We start from the raw sequence: 20,818 nt of genomic DNA, 5'->3' as shown, positions 1-20,818 counted from the left end.
GGGGTGTAAAGAACCTTCTTACCCGACCGACAGTGCCGCCGACGAGTCCATAACGTGAAGGTCACACGACGGTGACATGACTCATGGCCAGATGCATTGACAAGTCCGGACATGCACTCATGTTGTCGCGAGCGCGGAGTAACGGTCGCCCGCATCGCGAGCTGCACCGAAGATCTTCCGGCCGGAATGAAAGATTCCCGCACAAGATCCGGCATCGATGTACCGGTCGGTAGGGGTTCGGGGGTCACCCGTTATCCGATTTTGACATAGCGAGTTCCCTGAATCGCGCAGTCCGAATGGCAAGATGCGGTCATCACACGAGGTCGCGACACCCGATGGTGTGTGTTCTCGTCGACCTATCGGCTACTCCCTCATCCGCCGGAGGAACCCACCATGACCGCAAGCTCCACCCGTCGTACGACCGCGAAGTCCCGGATAGCAGCGGTCGGTGCGATCGCGGTCGCTGGCGCCCTGATCCTCACCGGCTGCGGTGACCAGACCGACAAGGGCGGCAGCTCCTCGGAGACCGCCAAGTCGAACAGTGCTCCGCTGTTCTCCAAGCTGCCGAAGAAGATCCAGGACGCGGGCGTCATCAAGGTCGGCACGAACGCCGAGTACGCCCCCATGGAGTCGACCGAGGGCGGCAAGATCGTCGGTGTCGACCCCGACCTGGCAGACGCCCTGGGCAAGCAGCTCGGCGTGAAGTTCGAGTTCACCTCCGGCTCCTTCGACGGCCTGATCACGGCCGTCAACTCCGGCCGCTACGACATCGCGATGTCGTCCATCACGGACAACAAGCAGCGCCAGGAGGGTCTGGACGACAAGGGCAAGAAGCTCGGCGAGGGCGTCGACTTCGTCGACTACTTCGTCGCCGGTACGGCCATCTACGTGAAGAAGGGCAACCCGGAGAACATCCAGGGGCTCGAGGACCTGTGCGGCCGGACCGCCGCCGTCCAGCGGGGCACCACGTACGAGAAGGCCCTCCAGGACCAGTCCAAGAAGTGCAAGGACGCGGGCAAGAAGGCCATCGACATCGAGTCGTTCGAGAACGACACCGAGGCCCAGACCCGTGTGAAGTCCGGCGGTGCCGTGGCCGGCATCAACGACTACCCGGTCGCGGTCGACCTGGCCCGCAAGGCGGACGGTGGCAACGCCTTCGAGGTGATCAACAAGCAGTACGACGCCGGCCCGTTCGGCATCGTCCTCAGCAAGAAGAACACCGAGCTGCGCGACGTCCTGAAGGAAGCCGTCGACGCGATCATCAAGGACGGCTCGTACAAGAAGGTCCTCGAGAAGTGGGGCGCGCAGTCGGGCGCGATCGACCAGTCCGCGATCAACGGCGGCAAGTGAGCCGAGCGCACCACTGAAGGGCAGTCACGTGACTGACAATCTCGACAAGTCCCCCGCGGACACTCCGCCCTCGGGGCCGACGCTCTCCAAGACGTCGGTGCCCGCGGGCGGCCCGGAGGCCATCAAGGCGATCCCCGTGCGGCACTACGGCCGGTGGGCCAGCGCCGTCATCGTGGTCGCGCTCCTGGTGGCGCTCGGGTACGCGTTCTCGCAGGGCAACATCCAGTGGCACACGGTCGGCGACCAGCTCTTCGAGTCCAGTGTCGTCAAGGGTGCGGGCCGGACGCTGCTGATCAGCGTGCTCGCCATGATCGTGGGTGTGCTGCTGGGCATCCTCCTCGCGGTGATGCGGCTCTCGAAGAACCCGGTGACCAGCAGCGTCGCCTGGCTGTACATCTGGTTCTTCCGCGGCACCCCGGTCTACGTCCAGCTGCTGCTGTGGTTCAACCTGGCGCTGATCTTCCCGGTCCTCAATCTCGGTCCGATCTACAAGAACGAGATGACGGACGTCATGACCCCGTTCATGTGCGCCCTGCTGGGCCTCGGCCTGAACGAGGCCGCGTACATGGCGGAGATCTGCCGCGCCGGCCTGCTGGCCGTCGACGAGGGTCAGACGGAGGCCGCGCACGCGCTGGGCATGAGCCACGCCAAGACGCTGCGCCGGATCGTGATCCCGCAGGCCATGCGCGTGATCGTGCCGCCGACGGGCAACGAGTTCATCAACATGCTGAAGACCTCGTCGCTGGTGTACGCGGTCACCTACAACGAGCTGCTGCGTTCGACGTCGGCGATCGGTTCCACCAGTTACGCCGTGATGGAGATGCTCTTCGTGGCCTCCATCTGGTACCTGGCGATGACCAGCGTGTTCAGCGTCTTCCAGTACTACCTGGAGCGCTACTACGCCCGCGGTTCCAGCCGCAGCCTGCCGCCGACGGTCTTCGAGAAGATCAAGGCGAACCTGTTCTCGAAGGGCAGCCCGAGGGGAGCCGTGTGATGACCGCCATGGTGAAGGCCGAGGGCGTCCACAAGTCCTTCGGCCTGGTCGAAGTCCTCAAGGGCATCGACCTGGAGGTGAATTCCGGCGAGGTGTTCTGCCTCATCGGCCCGTCCGGGTCCGGCAAGTCCACCTTCCTCAGGTGCATCAACCACCTGGAGAAGATCAACGCCGGTCGCCTGTACGTCGACGGGGAGCTGGTCGGCTACCGCCAGAAGGGCGACAAGCTGTACGAGCTCAAGGACAGCGAGGTGGCTCTGAAGCGCCGGGACATCGGCATGGTCTTCCAGCGCTTCAACCTGTTCCCGCACATGACGGCCGTCGAGAACGTCATGGAGGCGCCCGTCCAGGTGAAGAGCGCCAAGAGGTCGGACGCGCACCACCGGGCGATGGAGCTCCTGGACCGGGTGGGTCTGTCCGACAAGGCCGGCAACTACCCCTCGCAGCTGTCCGGCGGACAGCAGCAGCGTGTGGCGATCGCCCGCGCGCTGGCGATGGACCCGAAGCTGATGCTCTTCGACGAGCCGACCTCGGCGCTCGACCCGGAGCTGGTCGGCGACGTCCTCGACGTCATGCGCGACCTCGCCGAGTCCGGCATGACGATGGTGGTCGTCACGCACGAGATGGGCTTCGCCCGTGAGGTCGGCGACTCACTGGTCTTCATGGACGGCGGTGTGGTGGTCGAGTCCGGTCACCCGCGTGACGTCCTGACGGACCCGCAGCACGAGCGCACCAAGTCGTTCCTGTCGAAGGTGCTCTGACCTCGGCGTTCGATTCCGCGAGAGCACGAGAAGGGGCGGTACGGGATTTTCCCGTACCGCCCCTTCTCCGTGTCCGCCCTGCCTGTGTCCGCCCTTCTCGGTGTCCGCCCGGCTACGGCAGCAGCTTCGGGTTCAGCGTCAGCTTGCGCAGCTGGTCCCGGTCGAGCGGTGGTGTCTTCAGCAGCGGGCCGAGTTGGCCCTTGCCCTGGAAGCCGCCGTTGGCGCGCACATGCAGGACCCCGCCGTCGGCGAGCCGGAGGGTCGCGACGAGCTCCGGGCCCCAGGTCGGATAGGAGTAGGTGCCGGGATCCGGCGCGCCCGTCCGGTGGATGCCCAGCACGTCGCCGTTCGGGAGCTTCTCGCTGGTGCAGTCCACGGTGCCGTCACGGGGCGAGTCCTTGCAGGGGTCCTGAAGCCCCAGGCCGCCCGTCTTGGCCTTGACCTCCTTGGCCGTGGACAGGTGGACGCTGATGTAGCCGACTCCGCCGTCCCGGCTGACGGCGTAGTCCCCGTCGTACGGTCCGACGGGCTTGGGCAGCGGGGCCTTCGGCACCTGCTTGACCAGCCGCAGCAGCGAGACCTCGCTGATCCTGCCGGTCCCGGCGGGCAGCAGCTTCGCGAACCGGCCCGCCCTGGAGGTGAGCTCTCCGGCGGTGGGCCGGCCGGCCACGCTCGTCTCCCGGCCCTGGTCGTCGAGCAGTCCCGGTCCGAGGACCAGTGCCGCCGCCACGGCCGCCGCGGTGACGCCGGTCGTCGCCGCCCGGCGCCGCCACCGGATCCGGGAGGCCTGTGCGAAGACGGCCTCGGTTCCGCGGCCGCGCGGCGTCCGGACGTCGTCCACGGCCCGCCCGAGCAGTTCCCGGACGCGTTCCGTCTCCATCTCCTGCAGGTTCATACGTATTCCTCCCGCACCGCGGCCCGCAGCGCCGCGAGTCCCCTGGCCGTGTGGCTCTTGACCGTGCTCTCCCGCATCCCGAGCAGCTGGGCCGTGGCGGCCACGCTCAGGTCCTCCCAGTAGCGCAGCACCAGTACGGCGCGTTGCTTGGGCGCGAGCCGCGCGAGGGCGGCCCGCACCACGAGTCCGGTGTCGCTGTCGACCGACAGTTCCGCGACGTCCGGCACGTCGCCGTACGCCTGCTCGCGCCGCCAGAAGCGGCGGCGCGCGGAGATGAAGGTGTTGACCAGCGTTCTGCGCGCATAGGCCTCGAGGTTGTCGAGGCGGCCGTGCCGGCGCGCACCGAGGACGACCTTCACCAGGGTCGTCTGGACGAGGTCCTCGGCCTCGTCCCGGTTTCCGCACAGCAGATAGGCGCTGCGGAACAGCGCCGTCCGTCTGCCCTCCACGAAGGCGTGCAGTGCGGCTTCCTCGCCGCGCGTCATCCCGCCCCCTTCCCCGGCCCGCGGTCGCGGGCCGTCTCACCCTTCCAGTGCGGTGGGCTCCTGCGGGGGTTGCAGAAGAGGCGGTACGGATTTTCCGTACCGCCTCTCAAGTGACGTACCGCAGCGGTTACTTGACCGCGAGGACCAGCGCGTCCGAGGGGGAGCGCCAGACCGTCCGGGCCTCCGCGAAGCCCTTCTCGCGCAGGGCGCGCGCGTGCCAGTCGGCGGACGGGGTGTCGCCGTCGGCGTGCTCGCCGTAGATCTCGAAGCGCCGGGCGGTGGGGCCGGCGAGGACGGGGTCGGCGGCGGCCAGCTCCCACCATTCGGCCCAGTCGAGGGCGCCGTCCTTCTTGGCCTGATCCATGCGGGCGTGCCGCTGGGCGCGTTCGGCCGCGTTGATCCTGGGGGTCGTCTCGTCGATCATGTGGTCGGCGTTCATGAAGACACCGCCGTCGCGGACGAGTCCCGCGATCCGACCGTAGAGGGCCGCGAGGGGTTCGCTGTGCAGCCAGTGCAGGGCCGTCGCGGTCAGGACGGCGTCGTAGGAGTCGTACGGCAGCAGGGACACCCAGTCCGGGTCCTTGAGGTCGGCCGTGACGAAGGAGACCCGGTCGTCGCCGTCGAAGGTGCCCTCGGCGATGGCGAGCAGGGCGGGGTCGAGGTCGACTCCGGTGCTGACGGCCTTCGGGAAGCGGGCGAGCAGCCGGGCGGTGATGGTGCCGGTGCCGCAGGCCAGGTCCAGGATGCGCGGCTCGGGACCGACGAGGGCCTCGACCATGTCGAGCATGACCCGGAAGCGCTCCTCGCGGTCCGGCATGTACCACTCCTGCTGCCGGTCCCAGCTCGTCTGCCAGGCTGCCCAGTCGGTTCCCGGTGTGGTTCCGGTCGTGGTGGTCATGGAGTCCCCTTCTTCGCCGCACCTCGTAATACCCTGGAAGCACGATCAGCCGTTACCCGACCGCAGGCATGACGATAGAGCGCGCCCGTAAGGACTACAAGTGGAACTGGCCTATTACTCGGATTACGCCGTCCGTCTCGTCAACAGCGAGGAACCGGCCCGGGGCAAGGACGCGCTGACCTCGGTCGAGGCGGTCCGCGACCTCTTCGGCGGCAACTCCTCGGCCGCGCGCCGCGCCACGGACGCGGACGTCACCCGCTTCCGCTCCGTACGGGCGCGGCTGCGCGGAGTCTTCGAGGCGGCGGACGGCGGCGACGAGACCCTCGCCGTCGACCTGCTGAACTCACTGCTCCTGGAGTTCCCCGTGAGCCCCCAGATCTCGGGCCACGACCATCGGGACGACGACGGCCGCCCCCTGTGGCACATGCACCTGGCGGACCACCCGTCGAACGCGACCGCGGGCTACGCGGCGATCGCCGCGATGGGGCTCGCCTTCCACCTCACCGAGTACGGCGTCGACCGGCTGGGCCTGTGCGAGGCAGCACCCTGCCGCAACGCCTACCTGGACACCTCGACCAACCGCTCGCGACGCTACTGCTCGGACCGCTGCGCGACCCGTGCCAATGTCGCGGCCTACCGGGCCCGCAAGCGCCTGGAGGCGGACCGGTCCGACAGCACGGGCCTGGCCGCGCCGAACGCCCAGCGCGCCAGCGCGACCGGCGAGCGCTGACCCCGCTTCAGGGGCCGGTAGCGGAACCACACCTTCCCGAGGACGAGTTCCTCGGGGACGGTTCCGTAGTCGGTGCTGTCCCCGCCCGCGAAGGCGTTGTCCCCGAGCACCCACCAGCCGCCCTCGCGCCGCTCCGCGGCCCGTTTGACGACCAGCAGGTCCTGCTGGAACGGATGGCGCAGGACGACGACGTCGCCGACTCGGACCCGCGCCCCCCATTGCACGACGAGCCGGTCCCCGTGCTGGAGCGTGGGCACCATGGACGGTCCCGTCACCTCGGCCGCACCGAACGGCAAGACGGCCCTCCCACGCTCGGTCTCCTGCGACAGCTCCGGCATCACCGGCACCTCCCCGGTCCTATCCTCCACCAGTCCCAGTTTCACCCTGGACTTTTGTCCTAAGCCCATGGGGGCACTCGCGAAAACCCGTCTTCCACGGAGTAATGTCCCACCTGAGAAGACGATCACGAGGAAGGACAGCTCAATGCTCTCCCGCCTGTTTGCCCCCAAGGTCAAGGTCAGCGCACACTGCGACCTGCCCTGCGGTGTGTACGACCCGGCCCAGGCCCGCATCGAGGCGGAGTCGGTGAAGGCCGTCCAGGAAAAGATGGCCGGCAACGACGACCCGCACTTCCAGGCTCGCGCCACCGTCATCAAGGAGCAGCGCGCCGAGCTCGCCAAGCACCACGTGTCGGTGCTGTGGAGCGACTACTTCAAGCCCCCGCACTTCGAGAAGTACCCGGAGCTGCACCAGCTGGTCAACGACACCCTGAAGGCCCTCTCGGCCGCCAAGGCGTCCACCGACCCGGCGACGGGCCAGAAGGCGCTGGACTACATCGCCCAGATCGACAAGATCTTCTGGGAGACCAAGAAGGCCTGATCCCGGATCACCTCCTTCTGCGCCGCGGTTCCGTCACCGCGGCGTCTCCCGACCGCACCCGGTCCGTACAGGGCGCCGAGCACGGCGTCCGCCACGGGCCGGGTGCGGTCGTCCTGTCACAGCCAGCCGCGCTCCTTCGCCCGCAGGGCGGCCTGGAAGCGGGTGGTGGCACCGAGCCGGGTCATCAGAGCGGCCACGTGCGCGCGGTACTTGCGCAAGGACACGTTCAGCGCGCGGGCGGCGGTCTCGTCCTTGTCGTGCTCGGCCAGCGCGCGCAGGACCCGCGCCTCCGTCGCGCTGAGGTCGAGCCCGTCGAGATCCGCGGCCCGCTCCCACAGTTTCTCGAACAGCGCGACGAGCGCGGCCACGATCCCGGGCTGACGGATCATCAGCGCGTCGGTGTCCGACCGGCCCGGTTCGAGCAGCACGAAGGCGACCCGCCGGTCGATGACGAGCAGCGGCAGGAACGGCTCGGCCGTGACGCGGTGCAGATCGCCCAGGCCGTGCAAATGCCGGGCGTAGGCCAGCTCTTCGGGCAGGTCGAGGGACGCGGCGCCGACCAGGGTCCGGCTGACCAGACCGTCGGCGAGCTGACGGCGGTAGCGGCGGGTGGCCTCCTCGGTGTGGTGCCGGCCGCGCGGCAGGGGCTTGGCGTTCATCGTCTCGGCCCGGTCGCGCATCGCGTCGACGCGCCGGTTCACGCCCGCGCTGTCCTCGATGCGTTCGACGAGTTCGACGGGGCGGCCCCGGCGCGCCTCCTCGGCCAGATCGCGCACCACGTCGAAGGCCGCGTCCAGGCGGGCCAGTTCGCGCGAGGTGCGCTCCACCTGGTGGCGGACGAGCAGGTCCACGGTGGCGGCGGGCGGCAGCGGGACCAGGGAGCGGTCGATCACGCCCAGCGTCCGCAACTCGTCGAGGACCGCCGCGAGACGGGGCAGGCCGAGTTCCGCCCGGGCCTCGTCGGGGTCGGCGTGCGGTGTGCGCAGGAGATAGCGGTAGACCCGTTCCTGATCATGCGTCAGCCCGAGGCTCTCCAGGCTCATCGGTCCCCCCGTCCCGTGCAGCTTCCTGCACCGAGTCTTGCATCTTCTCCCCGTGCCGAGGCGCACAGGTGACCGAGAAGCTGAGGGCCCCGGGTCCGACCGAACCCGGGTCGCACGAGCACTGGGGGACCACCGTCATGGGCTACATCCGCAGCTTCGTCCCGTGGATCGCCGTGGCCGCGCTCACCGGCACGGTCGACATCCGCGTCGCCGCGCTCACCGGCCTCGTCCTGGCCGCCGGACTCGTCGCGGTCCAGCGCCGCGCGGGCCGCGGCTGGGACGCCCAGGTGATCGAGGGCAGCGCCGTCGTGTTCTTCGCCGCCTACACCGTCGCCGCGTGCGTCGCGCCCGGCTCGTCCGCCGTCGTCCATTACGGCCCGCCGCTCTCCTCGCTCTGGCTCGCGGTCACCGCCTGGGGCTCGCTCGCGATCGGCCGCCCCTTCACGCTCGGCATCGCCCGCACCCAGGTGCCCGAGAACCGGTGGAACAGTCCGCTCTTCCTGCACGTCAACCGTGTCATCACCGTCGTATGGGCCACGGCGTTCACCCTCTGCGGCATCGGTGGGGCGCTGCTGTGGCGCTACCGGCCGGAGGCGGACACGGCCCGCACCCTGCTCACCGTCGCCGCGTTCGTCCTCCCCGTCCTGTTCACGGTGCGCTTCCCCGACATCGCACGCGCCCGTCACGCGGCGTCGCGCGACGCGGTCGCCGAGTGACCGAGCCGGCCGGGCGCGTCCCGGCCGGCGGCCTCCCCCGCTTCACCGGACGCGGCGGTCCCTGAGAGAGTGCGTTCGAGAAAGCACGATGAACGCCGAGGAGTCCCCATGCCGTCCGCGCGCCCCCGCGTCCTGTTCGTCAGTGACCTGGCCTACCCGGCCAAGGGCCGCCGCTACTGCGACGAGGACATCTTCCTCACCTCCCGGCTGCGCGAGGCGTTCGACGTCGCCCTGTGCCACCCGCTGGACGCCGAGCGACTGATGCACGCCTTCGACGTGGTGGTCGTGCGCAACAGCGGGCCGGTGCTGAACTATCAGGAGCAGTACGACGCATTCCGCGCGCGGGCGGTGGCGGACGGTGTGCGTGTGTTCAACGAGCTCTCCGGCAAGGGGGACATGGCGGGCAAGCGGTACCTGCTCGATCTGACGGCCGCCGGGTATCCGGTCATCCCCACCGTCGACCGTGCCGAGGACCTGGGCCTGCTGCCCGACGCCGTCCAGTACGTGGTGAAGCCCAAGCTGGGCGCGGACTCGATAGGCCTGGAGTTCGTCTCGCGCGAGCAGCTCGCCGGGCGCGCGTACGGCGACGTCCTCGTCCAGCCCCGTATCGACTTCCGCTACGAGGTGTCCTTCTACTTCGTCGACCGCACCTTCCAGTACGCCCTGTACGCCCCCGACCCCGACCGGCGGTGGGCCCTGGAGCCGTACGAGCCGACCGCGGCCGACCGTGAGTTCGCCCAGCGGTTCGTCGACTGGAACGACATCGACCACGGCGTCCAGCGCGTGGACGCCTGCCGTGCCCCCGGCGGTGAACTGCTGCTCGTGGAGCTGGAGGACCTCAACCCGTACCTCTCCCTGGACGTCCTCCCGCCCGGCGTCCGGGACTCGTTCGTCGCGAGCGTGAAAACCTCGTTGCGCGGGCTGATCGCGCGGGAGACGGTACGAGCCGTACCGGCCGACCGACAGGGAGCGCCCCGATGACCGAGCCGATCCGGTGGACCTACGCCTTCGTCGACCGGCCCCTGAAGGAGTCCGGCACCGCCCACGACTTCTGGACCGCCGTCACGGGGACGCGGTTGTCCGCACCGCGCGGCGACCGGGACGAGTTCGTCACGCTGCTGCACGACGGAGCGGACGCGTGCGTGAAGATGCAGGGCGTCGAGGACGGCGACGGGGGCGCGCACCTGGACCTGGCCGTCGAGGACGTGACCGGGCTGGTGCGGTCGGCGCGGCGCCTGGGTGCCGAGGTCGTCGCCGGGCACGAGGGATGGGCCGTCCTGCGCTCGCCCGGCGGGCAGTCGTTCTGCGTGGTGCCCTGGCAGGGCGAGTCGACGCGCCCACCGGTGGTCGAGGTCCCGGGCGGCGGGGCGACCAGCCGCCTCGACCAGGTGTGCCTGGACCTGGCTCCGTCCGTGTACGACGCCGAGGTGGCCTTCTGGGGCGAGCTGACCGGCTGGGCGTCCCGGCCCGGCGCGTTCCCGGAGTTCCACGTGGTCAGGCCGCCCGCGACGCTGCCGTTCCGCATCCTCCTGCAACGCCGGGACGACGAGCGTCCCGCGTCCGCCCACCACGACATCGCGTGCTCGGACGTCGACGCGGTCCGCGCCCACCACGAGAGCCTCGGTGCCGCCCTCGTCGCACGCGGCGCCCATTGGAACGTCATGCGGGACCCTGCCGGCGGCACGTACTGCCTGACGCCCCGGGATCCCGTGACGGGCAGCCTCTCCTAGGGGGTTTCGACAGGCCCTAGGCCGGCCCCGCGGTCTGCGGTTCCCAGGTCTCCACGTCCACGACGGCCTCCACCGGGATGGGGCCGTAGACGTGCGGGAACTCCTCGCCCCCGGGCTTCATCGCCTCGTAGCGCACCGGCGCACCGACCCGCTCGGCGTCGATGACGAGGACGACGAGCTCGTCGGGACCGGTGTACGAGCCGTAGAGGAAGGAGGCCACGCCTGGGAGTTGGCGGCGTGTGGAGCAGTGGACGAATCCCTCCTCGCCGAGGGTGCGGCCGCGCGTGGACATCTCGTACGTGCCCGACGCGCGGGCCGCGTCCCACAGGGAGCGCTCGGTGATGTGCAGCAGAGGTTCAGGCATGCGCCCACGCTACGGTCCCCCGTCCGCGGCCCGCACACGGATATTGCCCGCTCCCTAGGCGTTCGGGCGCGAGGCGTTCGGGCGGGCCGGCTCCTCGGGACGGTCGCCCGGTCCTTGTTCCGGCCGGTCGGCGGCCGCTCGGTCCGCCCGTCCGCCGGGCACGTCGTCCGGTGTGCGGCCCGGCGCGTCGGCCGGCTGATGGACGGGGTGCCGACCGGGCTCGGCGAGCCCGGCCTCGCACTCGGGGTTGTGGCAGGGTCCGGGGCCCCACACGGGGACCCAGGCGCCCAGGGTCTTGTGGCGTCGCACTACCGTGTCGACCGGCTGCCCGCAGGAGGGGCAGACGTGCTCGTCGGTGCCCATGACCCCAGGGTATTGCGGCGGCGGCCTCAGCGCTTCCTGCTGTACGTGCGCACGAGCACGCCGTTCTCGAAGGTGCGCACCGAGTCGAGCGCGAACTCGGCGACGTCGAACCCGGACCCGAACATCGGCATACCCGAGCCGAGCACCACGGGGTAGGTCTTGATGACGAGCTCGTCGACCTCGTCGATCAGGGCTCCGGCGAGCTGCGAGCCGCCGCAGAGGTAGATCCCGAGTTCGCCGTCCTCGGCCTTGAGTTCGCGGACCTTCCCGAGGACGTCGTCCCCGACGACCGTCACGTTCGGGTCGGGCGACTCCGCGAGGCCGCGCGAGGCGACGTACTCCCGCAGATGGGCGTACGGGCTGGTCACGCCGATGTCCAGCGCCAGGTCGTAGCTGACGCGGCCCTGGATCACCGTGTCGAAGCGGCGGTTGGCCAGATCGTCGATGCCGAGCGCCTGCCGGCCGTGGGTCGCCAGGGTCTCCGGGTACTCCGCCTTGAGGAAGTCGAAGTACTCCGCGTCGACGAACGGCATGAAGAACTGCCAGTCACCCTTCGGGTCTGCGATGAAGCCGTCGATCGAGCAGGCGATGAAGTACGTGAGCTTGCGCAAGCGGGTCTCTTTTCGTGGACGACACGTTCGGTGGTCCGGCCGCATCGGCCGAACCACTTCAGTTATAGTGCTTCACCTGTAGTGGTTACAAGGGGATTCCCGGAGGACGTCCACATGGCAAGGAACCCGGAGCGCAGGGCCGCCCTCGTCGACGCGGCCGTGGCGGTGCTGGCACGCGAGGGGGCGCGCGGGCTGACGTTCCGTGCCGTGGACGGTGAGGCCGCCGTGCCGGTGGGGACCTCGTCGAACTACTTCACCGACCGGGACGACCTGCTGAACCAGGTCGACGCCCACCTCCACACCCGCCTCGCCCCCGACCCGGCGGTGCTCGCCGACCTGCTCACCAGACCGAAGGACCGCTCGCTGGTGCTGGAATTCATGCGGGACCTGCTGGCCCGCGCCACCGGCGACCGCACCGGCTACCTGGCCCTGTTCGAGATGCGTCTGGAGGCCACCCGCCGCCCCGCGCTGCGGGCCTCGTACACCGACTCGGTGCGCGGTGACCTGGAGCAGGGCATGGCGTTCCACCGGGCGGCGGGGCTGCCCGGCGGCGACGAGACCGTGACGGTGCTCTACCTGGCCGTGCTCGGGCTGCTCCTGGAGCAGCTGACCCTGCCGAGTGTCCTGGACGGGGTACTGCCGGGTGTCGCCGTCCCGGACGAGCTGCTGGAACGGATCGTGGCGACGATCGTGCCCGAGGCCTGACGCCTCAGTCCTGCGGCTCGCGCCACATGGGCCACATCTGTGGCCCGTCCGGCAGGTCGAGCGGGCGGCCCTCGACGGCGAACCCGAGCCGCTCGTACAGCGCGCGGCTGCGCGCGCTGCTCGCCTCCAGATACGCGGGCAGGCCCTCCCGGTCGCAGCGGTCGAGGACGGACCGGATGAGCGTCGTACCGAGTCCCTCGCCCTGCCGTTCCGGCGCCACGGCGATCATCCACAGATACTCGTGGGCGCGGCCCGCGGGGTGGATGTCCGCCGTCAGCCGGCCGATCAGCTCGACGCGTTCGTTGCCCGGGTCGACGGCCTCGCGCAGCTGCGCCGGACCCTCCTCGTCCGCGTCTCCCCCGCCGTGGTCACCGGCGGGGACGGACAGCCACAGGGCGCAGGCCGTGCCGTCCTCGGCCAGGTCCACCCGGCCCTCGGCCAGCACGGCGTCGAGAAAGGCGGCCATCAGCTTGTGGTGCGTCGCACGGCGGTCCGCCTCGTCCGGGAAGACCCAGCCGCTGACCGGATCGTCCTGGAAGGCCTCGTCCAGCAGCCGGACGACCAGCTCTCTGTCGCCCTCGTCCGCCGCCCGGATCGCCACGCCCATGTCCCGCCCCGCCCTTCGCCCCAACTCACCTTGATCGTATGGCCGTTGCAGCCTAGTCGGTCTCCGCGCAGGGCGGGCACCGGAGGCCACGCACCGGGGACGACGAAAGGGGGCGGAGCCCGCACACCGTGGGGATGTGCGGGACCCGCCCCGTCCGGGGCCCGGTGCCGTACGGAGGTCAGGTGCCGTACGGAACCGGGCCCCGGGGCCTGCGGCCGGCGCGCGGGCCGGGTGACCTGCGCGCCGCTCCGGTCAGTTACTGCGCCGCGTGACGAACTCCGCCAGCGCGAGGAGGCCGCCCGCCGCCTCCGGGTCGGGGATCGCCCGGGACAGCTCGTGCATCGCCCGGGCCATCCGGTCGGCCGCCTGGACCTGCGCCCAGTCACGGCCGCCCGCCCGCTCGACGGCCTGCACCGTGCGCTCCAGCTCTCCCGCGTCTCCTTCCCCGTACGGCACTCCGTACAACTCGGCCAGTTCGTCCGCCGCCGGGGTCCCCGAACCGAGCGCGGCGACCACGGGCAGGGACTTCTTGCGGGCGATGAGGTCCGCTCCGGCCGGTTTGCCGGTGCGGCTCGGGTCCCCCCAGATCCCGATCACGTCGTCGATCAGCTGGAAGGCGAGCCCGGCCGCACGGCCGAACGCGTCCAGCGCCGCGACGTCCTCGTCGTCCGCCCCCGCGTAGAGCGCGCCGACCGCGCAGGCACAGCCGATCAGCGCTCCCGTCTTGGCCTCGGCCATGACCAGGCAGTCGTCGAGGGTGACCTCGTCCGGGCCCAGCTTCTCCATGGCCGTGTCCGCCTGCTGGCCCGCGCACAGCTCGACGACGCAGGCGGCGAGCCGGGCGGCGGCGGCCGAGGACGCCGGATGCGGGTCCTCGGCGAGCAGCTGCTGGGCCAGCGCCTGGAGCGCGTCCCCCGCGAGGATCGCGTCGGCGTCGCCGAACACGGTCCATGCGGTGGGACGGTGCCTGCGGGTGGTGTCCCGGTCCATGACGTCGTCGTGCAGCAGCGTGAAGTTGTGGACCAGCTCCACGGCCGCCGCGGCCCGCACGGCCGCGCTGTGCCGCCCGCCGAGCGCCCTGACCGCGGCCAGCACGAGCGCGGGCCGGATCGCCTTGCCCGCGTTGCCCGCCGCCGGGGTGCCGTCGGCGTGCTCCCAGCCGAAGTGGTACAGCGCGACCCGGCGCATGGAGCCGGGCAGTGTGTCGATCGCCCTGCGCAGCTCGGGGTCGACGGACGCCCGCGCGCGCTCCAGGATGCCCGCCGCCTCCTGCCCGTCGAGCGGACCCGGCAGGGCCTGCCTGTCCATGGGCCTCCCGGTGGGGCTCCGCCTTTCCAGGATCTCGGTCGGGCCCTGCTTCGTGTCCGTCATGAACTCACCCATGGGACCGCCTCGGAGGGTCTGCGGACAATGGCAACTCCACGGCTGCCGGGCGCGCACCCCCTCGTGCACCCGCCCCGCAGGACGGGGACACGGCGCCCGGCGTGCGGTGACGTCACCGCCAGCGGCCGATCTCGACGTTCTCCAGGATGCCGAGGGCGTCCGGCACGAGGACGGCGGCGGAGTAGTACGCCGTCACCAGGTAGGAGATGACCGCCTGTTCGTTGATCCCCATGAAGCGCACCGACAGGCTCGGCTCGATCTCGTCCGGGATGCCCGACTGCTGGAGGCCGATCACACCCTGCTCGGCCTCGCCCGTACGCATGGCGATGATCGAGGTCGTTCGGGTGTCGCTGACCGGGATCTTGTTGCACGGGAAGATCGGCACCCCGCGCCAGGTCGGGATGCGGTTGCCCGCCATCTCGACGGTCTCCGGGACCAGACCGCGCTTGTTGAGCTCGCGTCCGAACGCGGAGATCGCGCGCGGGTGCGCGAGGAACAGCTTGGTGCCGCGCCGTCGGCTGAGCAGCTCGTCGAGGTCGTCGGGGCTGGGCACGCCGTCGTGCGGCTGCAACCGCTGGTCGTACTCGCAGTTGTTGAGCAGTCCGAACTCCCTGTTGTTGATGAGCTCGTGCTCCTGGCGCTCCTTCAACGCCTCGACGGTGAGCCGGAGCTGCTGCTCGGTCTGGTTCATGGGCTGGTTGTAGAGGTCGGCCACACGTGTGTGCAGGCGCAGCACGGTCTGGGCAATGCTCAGTTCGTACTCGCGCGGCGCCGCCTCGTAGTCCACGAAGGTGCCGGGGATGTCCGGCTCACCGGTGTGGCCCGCCGCGAGGTCGATCTCCTTCTCGCCGTACTTGTTGGTGCGCTGCGCCGGGATGGAGCGCAGGCTCTGGAGATGGTCGCGCAGGGAGTCGGCGCGCTCCGCGACCTGTTCGAGGTCCTGGCGTGGCAGGGTGAGCACGGTGACCGAGGTGACCGCGCGAGCCGTGTACTCCCAGATCGCGTCCGGGTCGATGAGCGCCTGCTCGCCGAAGTAGGCGCCGTCGGCGAGGACACCGAGGACCGCGTCGTCCCCGTAGGGACCGGTGCCGATCTTCTCGACCCTGCCGTGCGCCAGCAGGAACACCTCGTCGGCCTGGCTGCCGAACGAGGCGAGCACCTCGCCCGGTGCGAACTCCCGCTGCCGGCAGCGCTGGGCGAGCTCGCCCAGTACTTCCTGGTCCTCGAACGACCTCAGCACGGACAGCTCGCCGAGCTCCGCCGGGATGACCTCGACCCGGTCGCCGGTCTTCACGAACGTCACGCGGCCGTCGCCCACGGAGTAGCTGAGCCGCCGGTTGACTCGGTACGTGCCACCCTGCACGTTCACCCACGGAAGCATGCGCAGCAGCCAGCGGGAGCTGATCTCCTGCATCTGGGGTGCGGACTTGGTGGTGGTGGCCAGGTTCCGCGCGGCGGATGTGCCGAGGCTCTGCTGCGGCTTGCCCTGCTGCGCGCGGGCCTCTTCGCCTACCGACATGAATTGCCCTCCCGGTCGTGCACTGATCTGCGCCGACCAGCCTTCCATCACGGAGCGTGCCGGTGCTATTACACGAATGAGGGGGAATGGATCACCGGCGAGTGGGCACTGGCCGCGATTCTGTCCAGGGAACTCCAAGATCCGGCCAACCGTTTGACCCAGCGACGGACAACGAAGGGAGACGGCAGTGGCAGGCTTCCTGGACCGCGCCAAGGAACAGGCGCAGCGCGGCCTCACACAGGGCAAGCAGAAGCTCGACGAGGTGCAGGCGCAGCGCGCCGGCGGCGACCTCCTGAAGAAACTCGGCGCGGCGTATTACGCGGAGCGGCGCGGCAGCGGCACTCCCGAGGCGACCCAGCAGGCCCTCCAGGCCCTGGAGAGTCACATCGCCGCGCACGGGGACGCGTTCTTGCACTCCTGAGCGGCCCGGCCGGATTTCGCGGTCCCGGCGGCCACCGGCCCAGCAGTTCGGCGGTCCGCCGGGCCGGTGGGGCGGTCCACCCGGCCCGCCGATCCACCGGTTCCACCGCTTCCGTCCCGCATGTCCGGATCGGCTCGCACGCTGTGCGAACGAGTAGTACCGGCCACGCTGTTGCGGGTAGAGCTGCGGTACGAGACGGCCACGAAAGGTGGCCGCCGTGCAGCACGAAGGAGGCGGCCGTGGCCCCACCCATGTCCGCGCGTACTTTCCTGGACCGGCTCAGGGACGAAGGCGTCACCGTCGTCGAGGTCGGCGACTGGGAGCATCACAACCGCAACCACAAGGGCCCGTGGGGTCCGGTGCACGGCGTGATGATCCATCACACGGTGACCTCCGGCAGCGAGCGCACCGTCGAGATCTGCCGCAAGGGCCACTCGGAACTGCCCGGGCCGCTGTGCCACGGCGTCATCACCAAGGACGGCGTCGTCCACCTCGTCGGCTACGGACGCGCCAACCACGCGGGCCTGGGCGACGACGACGTCCTGCGGGCGGTGATCGCGGAGAAGGCACTCCCCCACGACAACGAGGCGAACACCGACGGCAACCGCCACTTCTACGGCTTCGAGTGCGAGAACCTCGGCGACGGGGAGGACCCGTGGCCCGAGGCACAGCTGGAGGCCGTCGAGCGGGTCTCCGCCGCGATCTGCCGCCACCACGGCTGGACGGAACGCTCGGTCATCGGCCACCTCGAATGGCAGCCGGGCAAGATCGACCCGCGGGGCTTCACGATGCGATCCATGCGGGAGCGCATCCGCGACCGCCTGAAGTGACGGGGCGACCGCCGCCCCGTCCGGTCCAGCCGGTCCGGCCGGGGCGGCCGGGGCGGCCGGGGCGGCCGGTCCGGCCCAGGGCGATCCGGAGAGTCCGGGGCCGAGGGGAGCCGGGCGGCCTGGTCCGGGGTCGGCGGCAGTGGTGACCGGCCGGCAACCGCAGCCCGTTCGGAGGGGATCCCGGCGACCTGATCCGGGGCGGCGGCAGTAGTGACCGGCCGGCAACCGCAGCCCGTTCGGAGGGGAGCCCGGCGACCTGATCCGGGGCGGCGGCAGTAATGACCGGCCGGCAACCGCAGCCCGTTCGGACCGGGCGCGGGACCCGGCCTCGAGATCCGACAACGGTGAACCGTCGCGTCGGCCGAAGGAGAAGCAGGCGACCCGCCCCCACCGGCCCGAGGGGCGGGAGCCGGGGACCGGCGACGGTCGTGACCGGCCTGCGGCGCCAGGCCGTCGCGCCCGCCGGAGGGAGAACGGCCGCCGCGCGCCGGCCGGAGGGTCGGGGACCGGCGGTAGTCATGACCGGCGTGGGCGGCAGCCCCGTCGGTCCCGGCGCGGGACCCTGCCTCCGGGACCGACCACGGTGACCCGTCCCGCCCGCCGGAGGAGAAACGGCGGCCCCGCCCGTGTCCGCCGGGAGGGAAGCAACCGGCCCGCCCCGCGCCGGCCGGAGGGGAAAGAGCCGAGTGGCCCCGCGTCGACCGACGGAACCTGGCCGGCAGCGCGGACCCGTGCTGTGCCGTCTCCCCGGGGCGACGAGACAGGCGCGCGCCACCGGGGGCACCGGAGCGGGCCGCGAGGCGGGGGCACCGGAGCGGGCTGCGAGGCGGGGCACCGGAGCCGGCCGCGAGGCGGTGGCGCCCGCTCCGTGAACCCAGCCCGCGCCCGCTCCGGACACGTGTCCGACAATGGGCGGATGACCAGCCCCGACGTCCAGGACACCGCCGGTGCCCCCGAGCCTCCCGCCGCCGGGGCGGCCGGCGCCGCCGTGCTGCGGCCGCGGCTGCCGTCGCCGCTGCTGGAGGCCGGGGACGAGCGGTTCGCACGCCACGGCGTCCGGCTGCTGCTCAAGCGGGACGACCTGATCCATCCCGAGCTGGTCGGCAACAAGTGGCGCAAGCTGACCCCGAACCTGGAGGCGGCGGCGGGCCGCACGGTGGTCACCTTCGGAGGGGCGTACTCGAACCATCTGCGGGCCACGGCCGCCGCCGGCCGTCTCCTCGGCATCCCGACGCTCGGCGTGGTCCGCGGCCAGGAGCTCGCCGAACGCCCGCTCAACCCCTCGCTCGCCCGGTGCGCGGCCGACGGCATGCGCCTGCGCTTCGTCGACAGACGGACGTACCGCGCCAAGGCGGAACCGGAGACGCTGGCCGGAATCCTGCGGGCGGTGGACGCCGAGGACGCGTACGTGGTGCCCGAGGGCGGCAGCAACTCCCCGGCCGTGCGCGGATGCCAGGAGCTCGGCCGCGAGCTGGGCGACGCGGCCGACGTCGTCGCCGTCGCCTGCGGCACCGGCGGGACCCTCGCGGGCCTGGCCGCCGGACTCGCCCCCGGCCGCCGCGCCCTCGGCATTCCGGTCCTGAAGGGCGGCTTCCTGGACGCCGACGTACTGGCCCTCCAGCGGGCCGCGTTCGGCGCCCGCCGTGGCCTGTGGTCCCTGGACGACCGCTTCCACTTCGGCGGCTACGCCCGCACCACCCCCGAACTCGACGCCTTCGCCGAGGACTTCGAGGACCGGCACGGGCTGCCCGTCGAACGTCTCTATGTCGCCAAGATGCTGTACGGACTTGTCGCCCTGGCCGAGGAGGGCGCGTTCCCGCACGGCACGACCGTGGCCGCGGTGATCACCGCGGCACCGCTTCCCTGAGGGTGCGGCGCACCCGGACGGCGCCGGCGCACCGACGCCCTACGCCGTCTCGCGGTAGGCCGCCGCCTCCTCCAGGTCCAGCCGGCGCAGCAGCGTGCGCAGCATCTCGTCGTCGATGAAGCGGAGGTCGCGCAGCTTCACGAAGACCTCGCGCTCGGCGCCGATCATCTCCCGGGACAGCCGCCGGTAGGTGTCGTCGGCCGATTCGCCGGTCACCGGGTTGACCGCGCCGAGCCGCTCCCAGACGGCGTTGCGGCGGTGCTCCATGACTCCGCGCAGCCGGTCGGCGAGTGGCGGCGGCAGGGCGTTGCGCTCGTCGGTGAGCAGGTCGTCGAGCCGCTGCTCGGCGGCCCGGGACGCCTGCGCCTGCGCATTGGCCTCGGCGAGCGTCTCGGCCTGGACGTCGCGCCCCGGCAGCTTCAGGAGGCGGATCAGCGGCGGCAGGGTCAGCCCCTGCACGACCAGCGTCCCGATGACCGTCGTGAAGGTCAGGAACAGGATCAGGTTGCGGTCGGGAAAGGCCTCGCCGCCGTGGAAGGTCAGCGGGATCGAGAAGGCGATGGCCAGCGAGACCACGCCGCGCATGCCGGCCCAGCCGATGATGAAGGGGCCCTTCCAAGTGGGGTTGTCCTCGCGCTTCCTGATCCGCGCGGACAACAGCCGCGGCAGGAACGTCGCCGGGTACACCCACACGAACCGCGCCGCGACCACCACCAGGAAGAGGGCGAGCGCGTACCAGGCGGCGCTCGTGCCCTCGTACTGCCCGAGCCCCTTGAGGACGACCGGCAGCTGGAGTCCGATCAGCGCGAACACCGCCGACTCCAGGACGAACGCGACCATCTTCCACACGGCCTCCTCCTGGAGCCGCGTCGCGAAGTCCACCTCCCAGGCACGGTGCCCGAGGTAGAGGGCGACGACCACCACCGCGAGCACGCCGGAGGCCTTCAGCTGCTCGGCGACCCCGTACGCGACGAAGGGGATCAGCAGGGACAGCGTGTTCTGGAGCAGCGCCTCCTTCATGTGGGTGCGCAGCCAGTGGATCGGGATCATCAGGACGAGACCGACGGCCACACCGCCGACCGCCGCGATCAGGAACTCGCGGATGCCGCCCGCCCACGTCGCGCCCTCGCCGATCGCGGCGGCGAGCGCCACCTTGTAGGCGGTGATCGCGGTCGCGTCGTTCACCAGGGACTCGCCCTGCAGGATGGTGGTGATCCGCGAGGGCAGGCCCACGCGCCGCGCCACCGCCGTCGCGGCGACCGCGTCCGGGGGCGCGACCACCGCGCCCAGGACGAGCGCCGCGGTCAGCGGCAGGCTCGGCACGATCAGGTACGCGGCCCAGCCGACCACGAGGGTCGCGAAAAGGACGTAGCCGACGGACAGCAGCGCGACGGGCCGCAGTTGTGCCCTCAGGTCGAGGTACGAGCTGTCGGTGGCCGCCGTGTACAGCAGCGGGGGCAGCACCAGCGGCAGCACGATCTCGGGATCGAGTTCGTAGACGGGCACTCCCGGGATGTACGAGAAGACCAGGCCCGCCGCGACGAGCAGGAGCGGCGCGGGCACCGGTGTGCGGCGAGCCGCCCCGGCGACCGCGGCGCTTCCCGCGACCAGCAACAGCAGTGGCAAAACGTGCATCTGTCTTTCCGCCCGCCCTCGTTTTCGCGCGA

General features: G+C 71.2%; 24 protein-coding genes. 12 read left to right on the top strand and 12 right to left on the bottom strand.

The annotated features are described in order from the left end of the window. The first annotated feature begins 393 nt into the window (after positions 1-393). Genes BKI49_RS25305 through BKI49_RS25295 form a run of 3 tightly spaced genes read left to right on the top strand, consistent with a single transcriptional unit; the run spans position 394 to position 3,105 of the window. On the top strand, positions 394-1,350 hold the full coding sequence (locus BKI49_RS25305; protein ID WP_095936573.1) for an ABC transporter substrate-binding protein: 957 nt from the start codon (positions 394-396) through the stop codon (positions 1,348-1,350). Positions 1,351-1,378: 28 nt separating this feature from the next. Then, positions 1,379-2,344: an amino acid ABC transporter permease gene (locus tag BKI49_RS25300; RefSeq protein WP_095936572.1), complete on the top strand. Its 966-nt coding sequence runs from the start codon at positions 1,379-1,381 to the stop codon at positions 2,342-2,344. Continuing rightward, positions 2,344-3,105 (top strand): amino acid ABC transporter ATP-binding protein, encoded by a 762-nt coding sequence (locus BKI49_RS25295; protein WP_028802095.1) that lies wholly within the window; start codon positions 2,344-2,346, stop codon positions 3,103-3,105. Before BKI49_RS25300 ends, BKI49_RS25295 begins: the two co-directional genes overlap by 1 nt. Before the next feature lie 112 nt (positions 3,106-3,217). On the opposite strand, the gene BKI49_RS25290 is transcribed toward BKI49_RS25295, so the two are convergent. From BKI49_RS25290 to BKI49_RS25280, 3 genes are all read right to left on the bottom strand, one after another. Beyond that, positions 3,218-4,000 carry a hypothetical protein gene (locus tag BKI49_RS25290; RefSeq protein WP_095936571.1) on the bottom strand — a complete coding sequence of 261 codons (783 nt, stop codon included), beginning with the start codon at positions 3,998-4,000 and terminating at the stop codon, positions 3,218-3,220. Next, complete coding sequence (locus BKI49_RS25285; protein WP_028802093.1) at positions 3,997-4,485, bottom strand: sigma-70 family RNA polymerase sigma factor; 489 nt, start codon at positions 4,483-4,485, stop codon at positions 3,997-3,999. Before BKI49_RS25285 ends, BKI49_RS25290 begins: the two co-directional genes overlap by 4 nt. 127 nt (positions 4,486-4,612) lie before the next feature. Beyond that, a complete protein-coding gene (locus tag BKI49_RS25280) occupies positions 4,613-5,383 on the bottom strand; it encodes a class I SAM-dependent methyltransferase (RefSeq protein WP_095936570.1) in 771 nt (256 codons plus the stop codon). A gap of 100 nt (positions 5,384-5,483) precedes the next feature. On the opposite strand from BKI49_RS25280, the gene BKI49_RS25275 reads away from it, so the two are divergent. Then, on the top strand, positions 5,484-6,113 hold the full coding sequence (locus tag BKI49_RS25275) for a CGNR zinc finger domain-containing protein (RefSeq protein WP_028802091.1): 630 nt from the start codon (positions 5,484-5,486) through the stop codon (positions 6,111-6,113). On the opposite strand, the gene sodX is transcribed toward BKI49_RS25275, so the two are convergent. Then, on the bottom strand, positions 6,017-6,451 hold the full coding sequence (sodX, locus tag BKI49_RS25270; protein ID WP_095936750.1) for a nickel-type superoxide dismutase maturation protease: 435 nt from the start codon (positions 6,449-6,451) through the stop codon (positions 6,017-6,019). The genes BKI49_RS25275 and sodX overlap by 97 nt on opposite strands. Before the next feature lie 145 nt (positions 6,452-6,596). On the opposite strand from sodX, the gene sodN reads away from it, so the two are divergent. Beyond that, positions 6,597-6,992 (top strand): superoxide dismutase, Ni, encoded by a 396-nt coding sequence (gene sodN, locus BKI49_RS25265; protein WP_004983535.1) that lies wholly within the window; start codon positions 6,597-6,599, stop codon positions 6,990-6,992. A gap of 116 nt (positions 6,993-7,108) precedes the next feature. Here sodN and BKI49_RS25260 read toward each other — a convergent pair whose 3' ends face one another. Next, positions 7,109-8,035 carry a LuxR C-terminal-related transcriptional regulator gene (locus tag BKI49_RS25260; protein ID WP_095936569.1) on the bottom strand — a complete coding sequence of 309 codons (927 nt, stop codon included), beginning with the start codon at positions 8,033-8,035 and terminating at the stop codon, positions 7,109-7,111. Positions 8,036-8,103: 68 nt separating this feature from the next. Between BKI49_RS25260 and BKI49_RS25255 the strand changes: the two genes are divergently transcribed. The 3 genes from BKI49_RS25255 to BKI49_RS25245 all read left to right on the top strand — a co-directional run bounded on the left by BKI49_RS25255 (position 8,104) and on the right by BKI49_RS25245 (position 10,481). After that, positions 8,104-8,751, top strand: coding sequence for a hypothetical protein (locus BKI49_RS25255; RefSeq protein ID WP_218835047.1), 648 nt, complete (start codon positions 8,104-8,106; stop codon positions 8,749-8,751). Between the two features lie 108 nt (positions 8,752-8,859). Beyond that, complete coding sequence (locus BKI49_RS25250) at positions 8,860-9,732, top strand: ATP-grasp domain-containing protein (RefSeq protein WP_095936568.1); 873 nt, start codon at positions 8,860-8,862, stop codon at positions 9,730-9,732. Continuing rightward, positions 9,729-10,481: a VOC family protein gene (locus BKI49_RS25245; protein WP_095936567.1), complete on the top strand. Its 753-nt coding sequence runs from the start codon at positions 9,729-9,731 to the stop codon at positions 10,479-10,481. The genes BKI49_RS25250 and BKI49_RS25245 overlap by 4 nt, the downstream gene beginning before the upstream one ends. A 16-nt stretch (positions 10,482-10,497) precedes the next feature. On the opposite strand, the gene BKI49_RS25240 is transcribed toward BKI49_RS25245, so the two are convergent. From BKI49_RS25240 to BKI49_RS25230, 3 genes are read right to left on the bottom strand one after another with little or no spacing between them, the layout of a single operon-like run. Continuing rightward, positions 10,498-10,845 carry a DUF952 domain-containing protein gene (locus tag BKI49_RS25240; protein ID WP_095936566.1) on the bottom strand — a complete coding sequence of 116 codons (348 nt, stop codon included), beginning with the start codon at positions 10,843-10,845 and terminating at the stop codon, positions 10,498-10,500. Positions 10,846-10,899: 54 nt separating this feature from the next. After that, positions 10,900-11,208 carry a hypothetical protein gene (locus BKI49_RS25235; protein WP_095936565.1) on the bottom strand — a complete coding sequence of 103 codons (309 nt, stop codon included), beginning with the start codon at positions 11,206-11,208 and terminating at the stop codon, positions 10,900-10,902. A 26-nt stretch (positions 11,209-11,234) separates the two neighbouring features. Further along, positions 11,235-11,819: a dihydrofolate reductase family protein gene (locus BKI49_RS25230; RefSeq protein WP_095936564.1), complete on the bottom strand. Its 585-nt coding sequence runs from the start codon at positions 11,817-11,819 to the stop codon at positions 11,235-11,237. Between the two features lie 114 nt (positions 11,820-11,933). On the opposite strand from BKI49_RS25230, the gene BKI49_RS25225 reads away from it, so the two are divergent. After that, on the top strand, positions 11,934-12,524 hold the full coding sequence (locus tag BKI49_RS25225) for a TetR/AcrR family transcriptional regulator (RefSeq protein ID WP_095936563.1): 591 nt from the start codon (positions 11,934-11,936) through the stop codon (positions 12,522-12,524). Positions 12,525-12,528: 4 nt separating this feature from the next. Here BKI49_RS25225 and BKI49_RS25220 read toward each other — a convergent pair whose 3' ends face one another. The 3 genes from BKI49_RS25220 to BKI49_RS25210 form a co-directional block, all read right to left on the bottom strand. Next, complete coding sequence (locus BKI49_RS25220) at positions 12,529-13,131, bottom strand: GNAT family N-acetyltransferase (RefSeq protein ID WP_095936562.1); 603 nt, start codon at positions 13,129-13,131, stop codon at positions 12,529-12,531. A 252-nt stretch (positions 13,132-13,383) separates the two neighbouring features. Then, positions 13,384-14,514: a family 2 encapsulin nanocompartment cargo protein polyprenyl transferase gene (locus BKI49_RS25215; RefSeq protein WP_095936561.1), complete on the bottom strand. Its 1,131-nt coding sequence runs from the start codon at positions 14,512-14,514 to the stop codon at positions 13,384-13,386. 112 nt (positions 14,515-14,626) lie between these two features. Further along, complete coding sequence (locus BKI49_RS25210; protein ID WP_095936560.1) at positions 14,627-16,033, bottom strand: family 2B encapsulin nanocompartment shell protein; 1,407 nt, start codon at positions 16,031-16,033, stop codon at positions 14,627-14,629. Between the two features lie 187 nt (positions 16,034-16,220). Here BKI49_RS25210 and BKI49_RS25205 point away from each other — a divergent pair, with 187 nt between their 5' ends. The 3 genes from BKI49_RS25205 to BKI49_RS25195 all read left to right on the top strand — a co-directional run bounded on the left by BKI49_RS25205 (position 16,221) and on the right by BKI49_RS25195 (position 19,151). Next, positions 16,221-16,454, top strand: a complete 234-nt coding sequence (locus tag BKI49_RS25205) for a hypothetical protein (RefSeq protein WP_095936559.1) — start codon at positions 16,221-16,223, stop codon at positions 16,452-16,454. 239 nt (positions 16,455-16,693) lie between these two features. After that, the gene (locus BKI49_RS25200; RefSeq protein ID WP_095936558.1) at positions 16,694-17,284 is read left to right on the top strand and encodes an N-acetylmuramoyl-L-alanine amidase; all 591 of its coding nucleotides are present in this window, start codon (positions 16,694-16,696) and stop codon (positions 17,282-17,284) included. 916 nt (positions 17,285-18,200) lie between these two features. Then, complete coding sequence (locus BKI49_RS25195) at positions 18,201-19,151, top strand: 1-aminocyclopropane-1-carboxylate deaminase/D-cysteine desulfhydrase (RefSeq protein WP_095936557.1); 951 nt, start codon at positions 18,201-18,203, stop codon at positions 19,149-19,151. Positions 19,152-19,190: 39 nt separating this feature from the next. On the opposite strand, the gene BKI49_RS25190 is transcribed toward BKI49_RS25195, so the two are convergent. Further along, positions 19,191-20,786 (bottom strand): Na+/H+ antiporter, encoded by a 1,596-nt coding sequence (locus BKI49_RS25190; RefSeq protein WP_095936556.1) that lies wholly within the window; start codon positions 20,784-20,786, stop codon positions 19,191-19,193. Positions 20,787-20,818: the final 32 nt, after the last annotated feature.

This window comes from Streptomyces sp. Tue6028 (assembly GCF_002300165.1).
In the GTDB taxonomy this organism is placed as follows: Bacteria; Actinomycetota; Actinomycetes; order Streptomycetales; family Streptomycetaceae; genus Streptomyces; species Streptomyces siamensis.
Note: the sequence above shows the minus strand (reverse complement) of the source record. Positions and strands in the feature narration are given on the sequence as shown.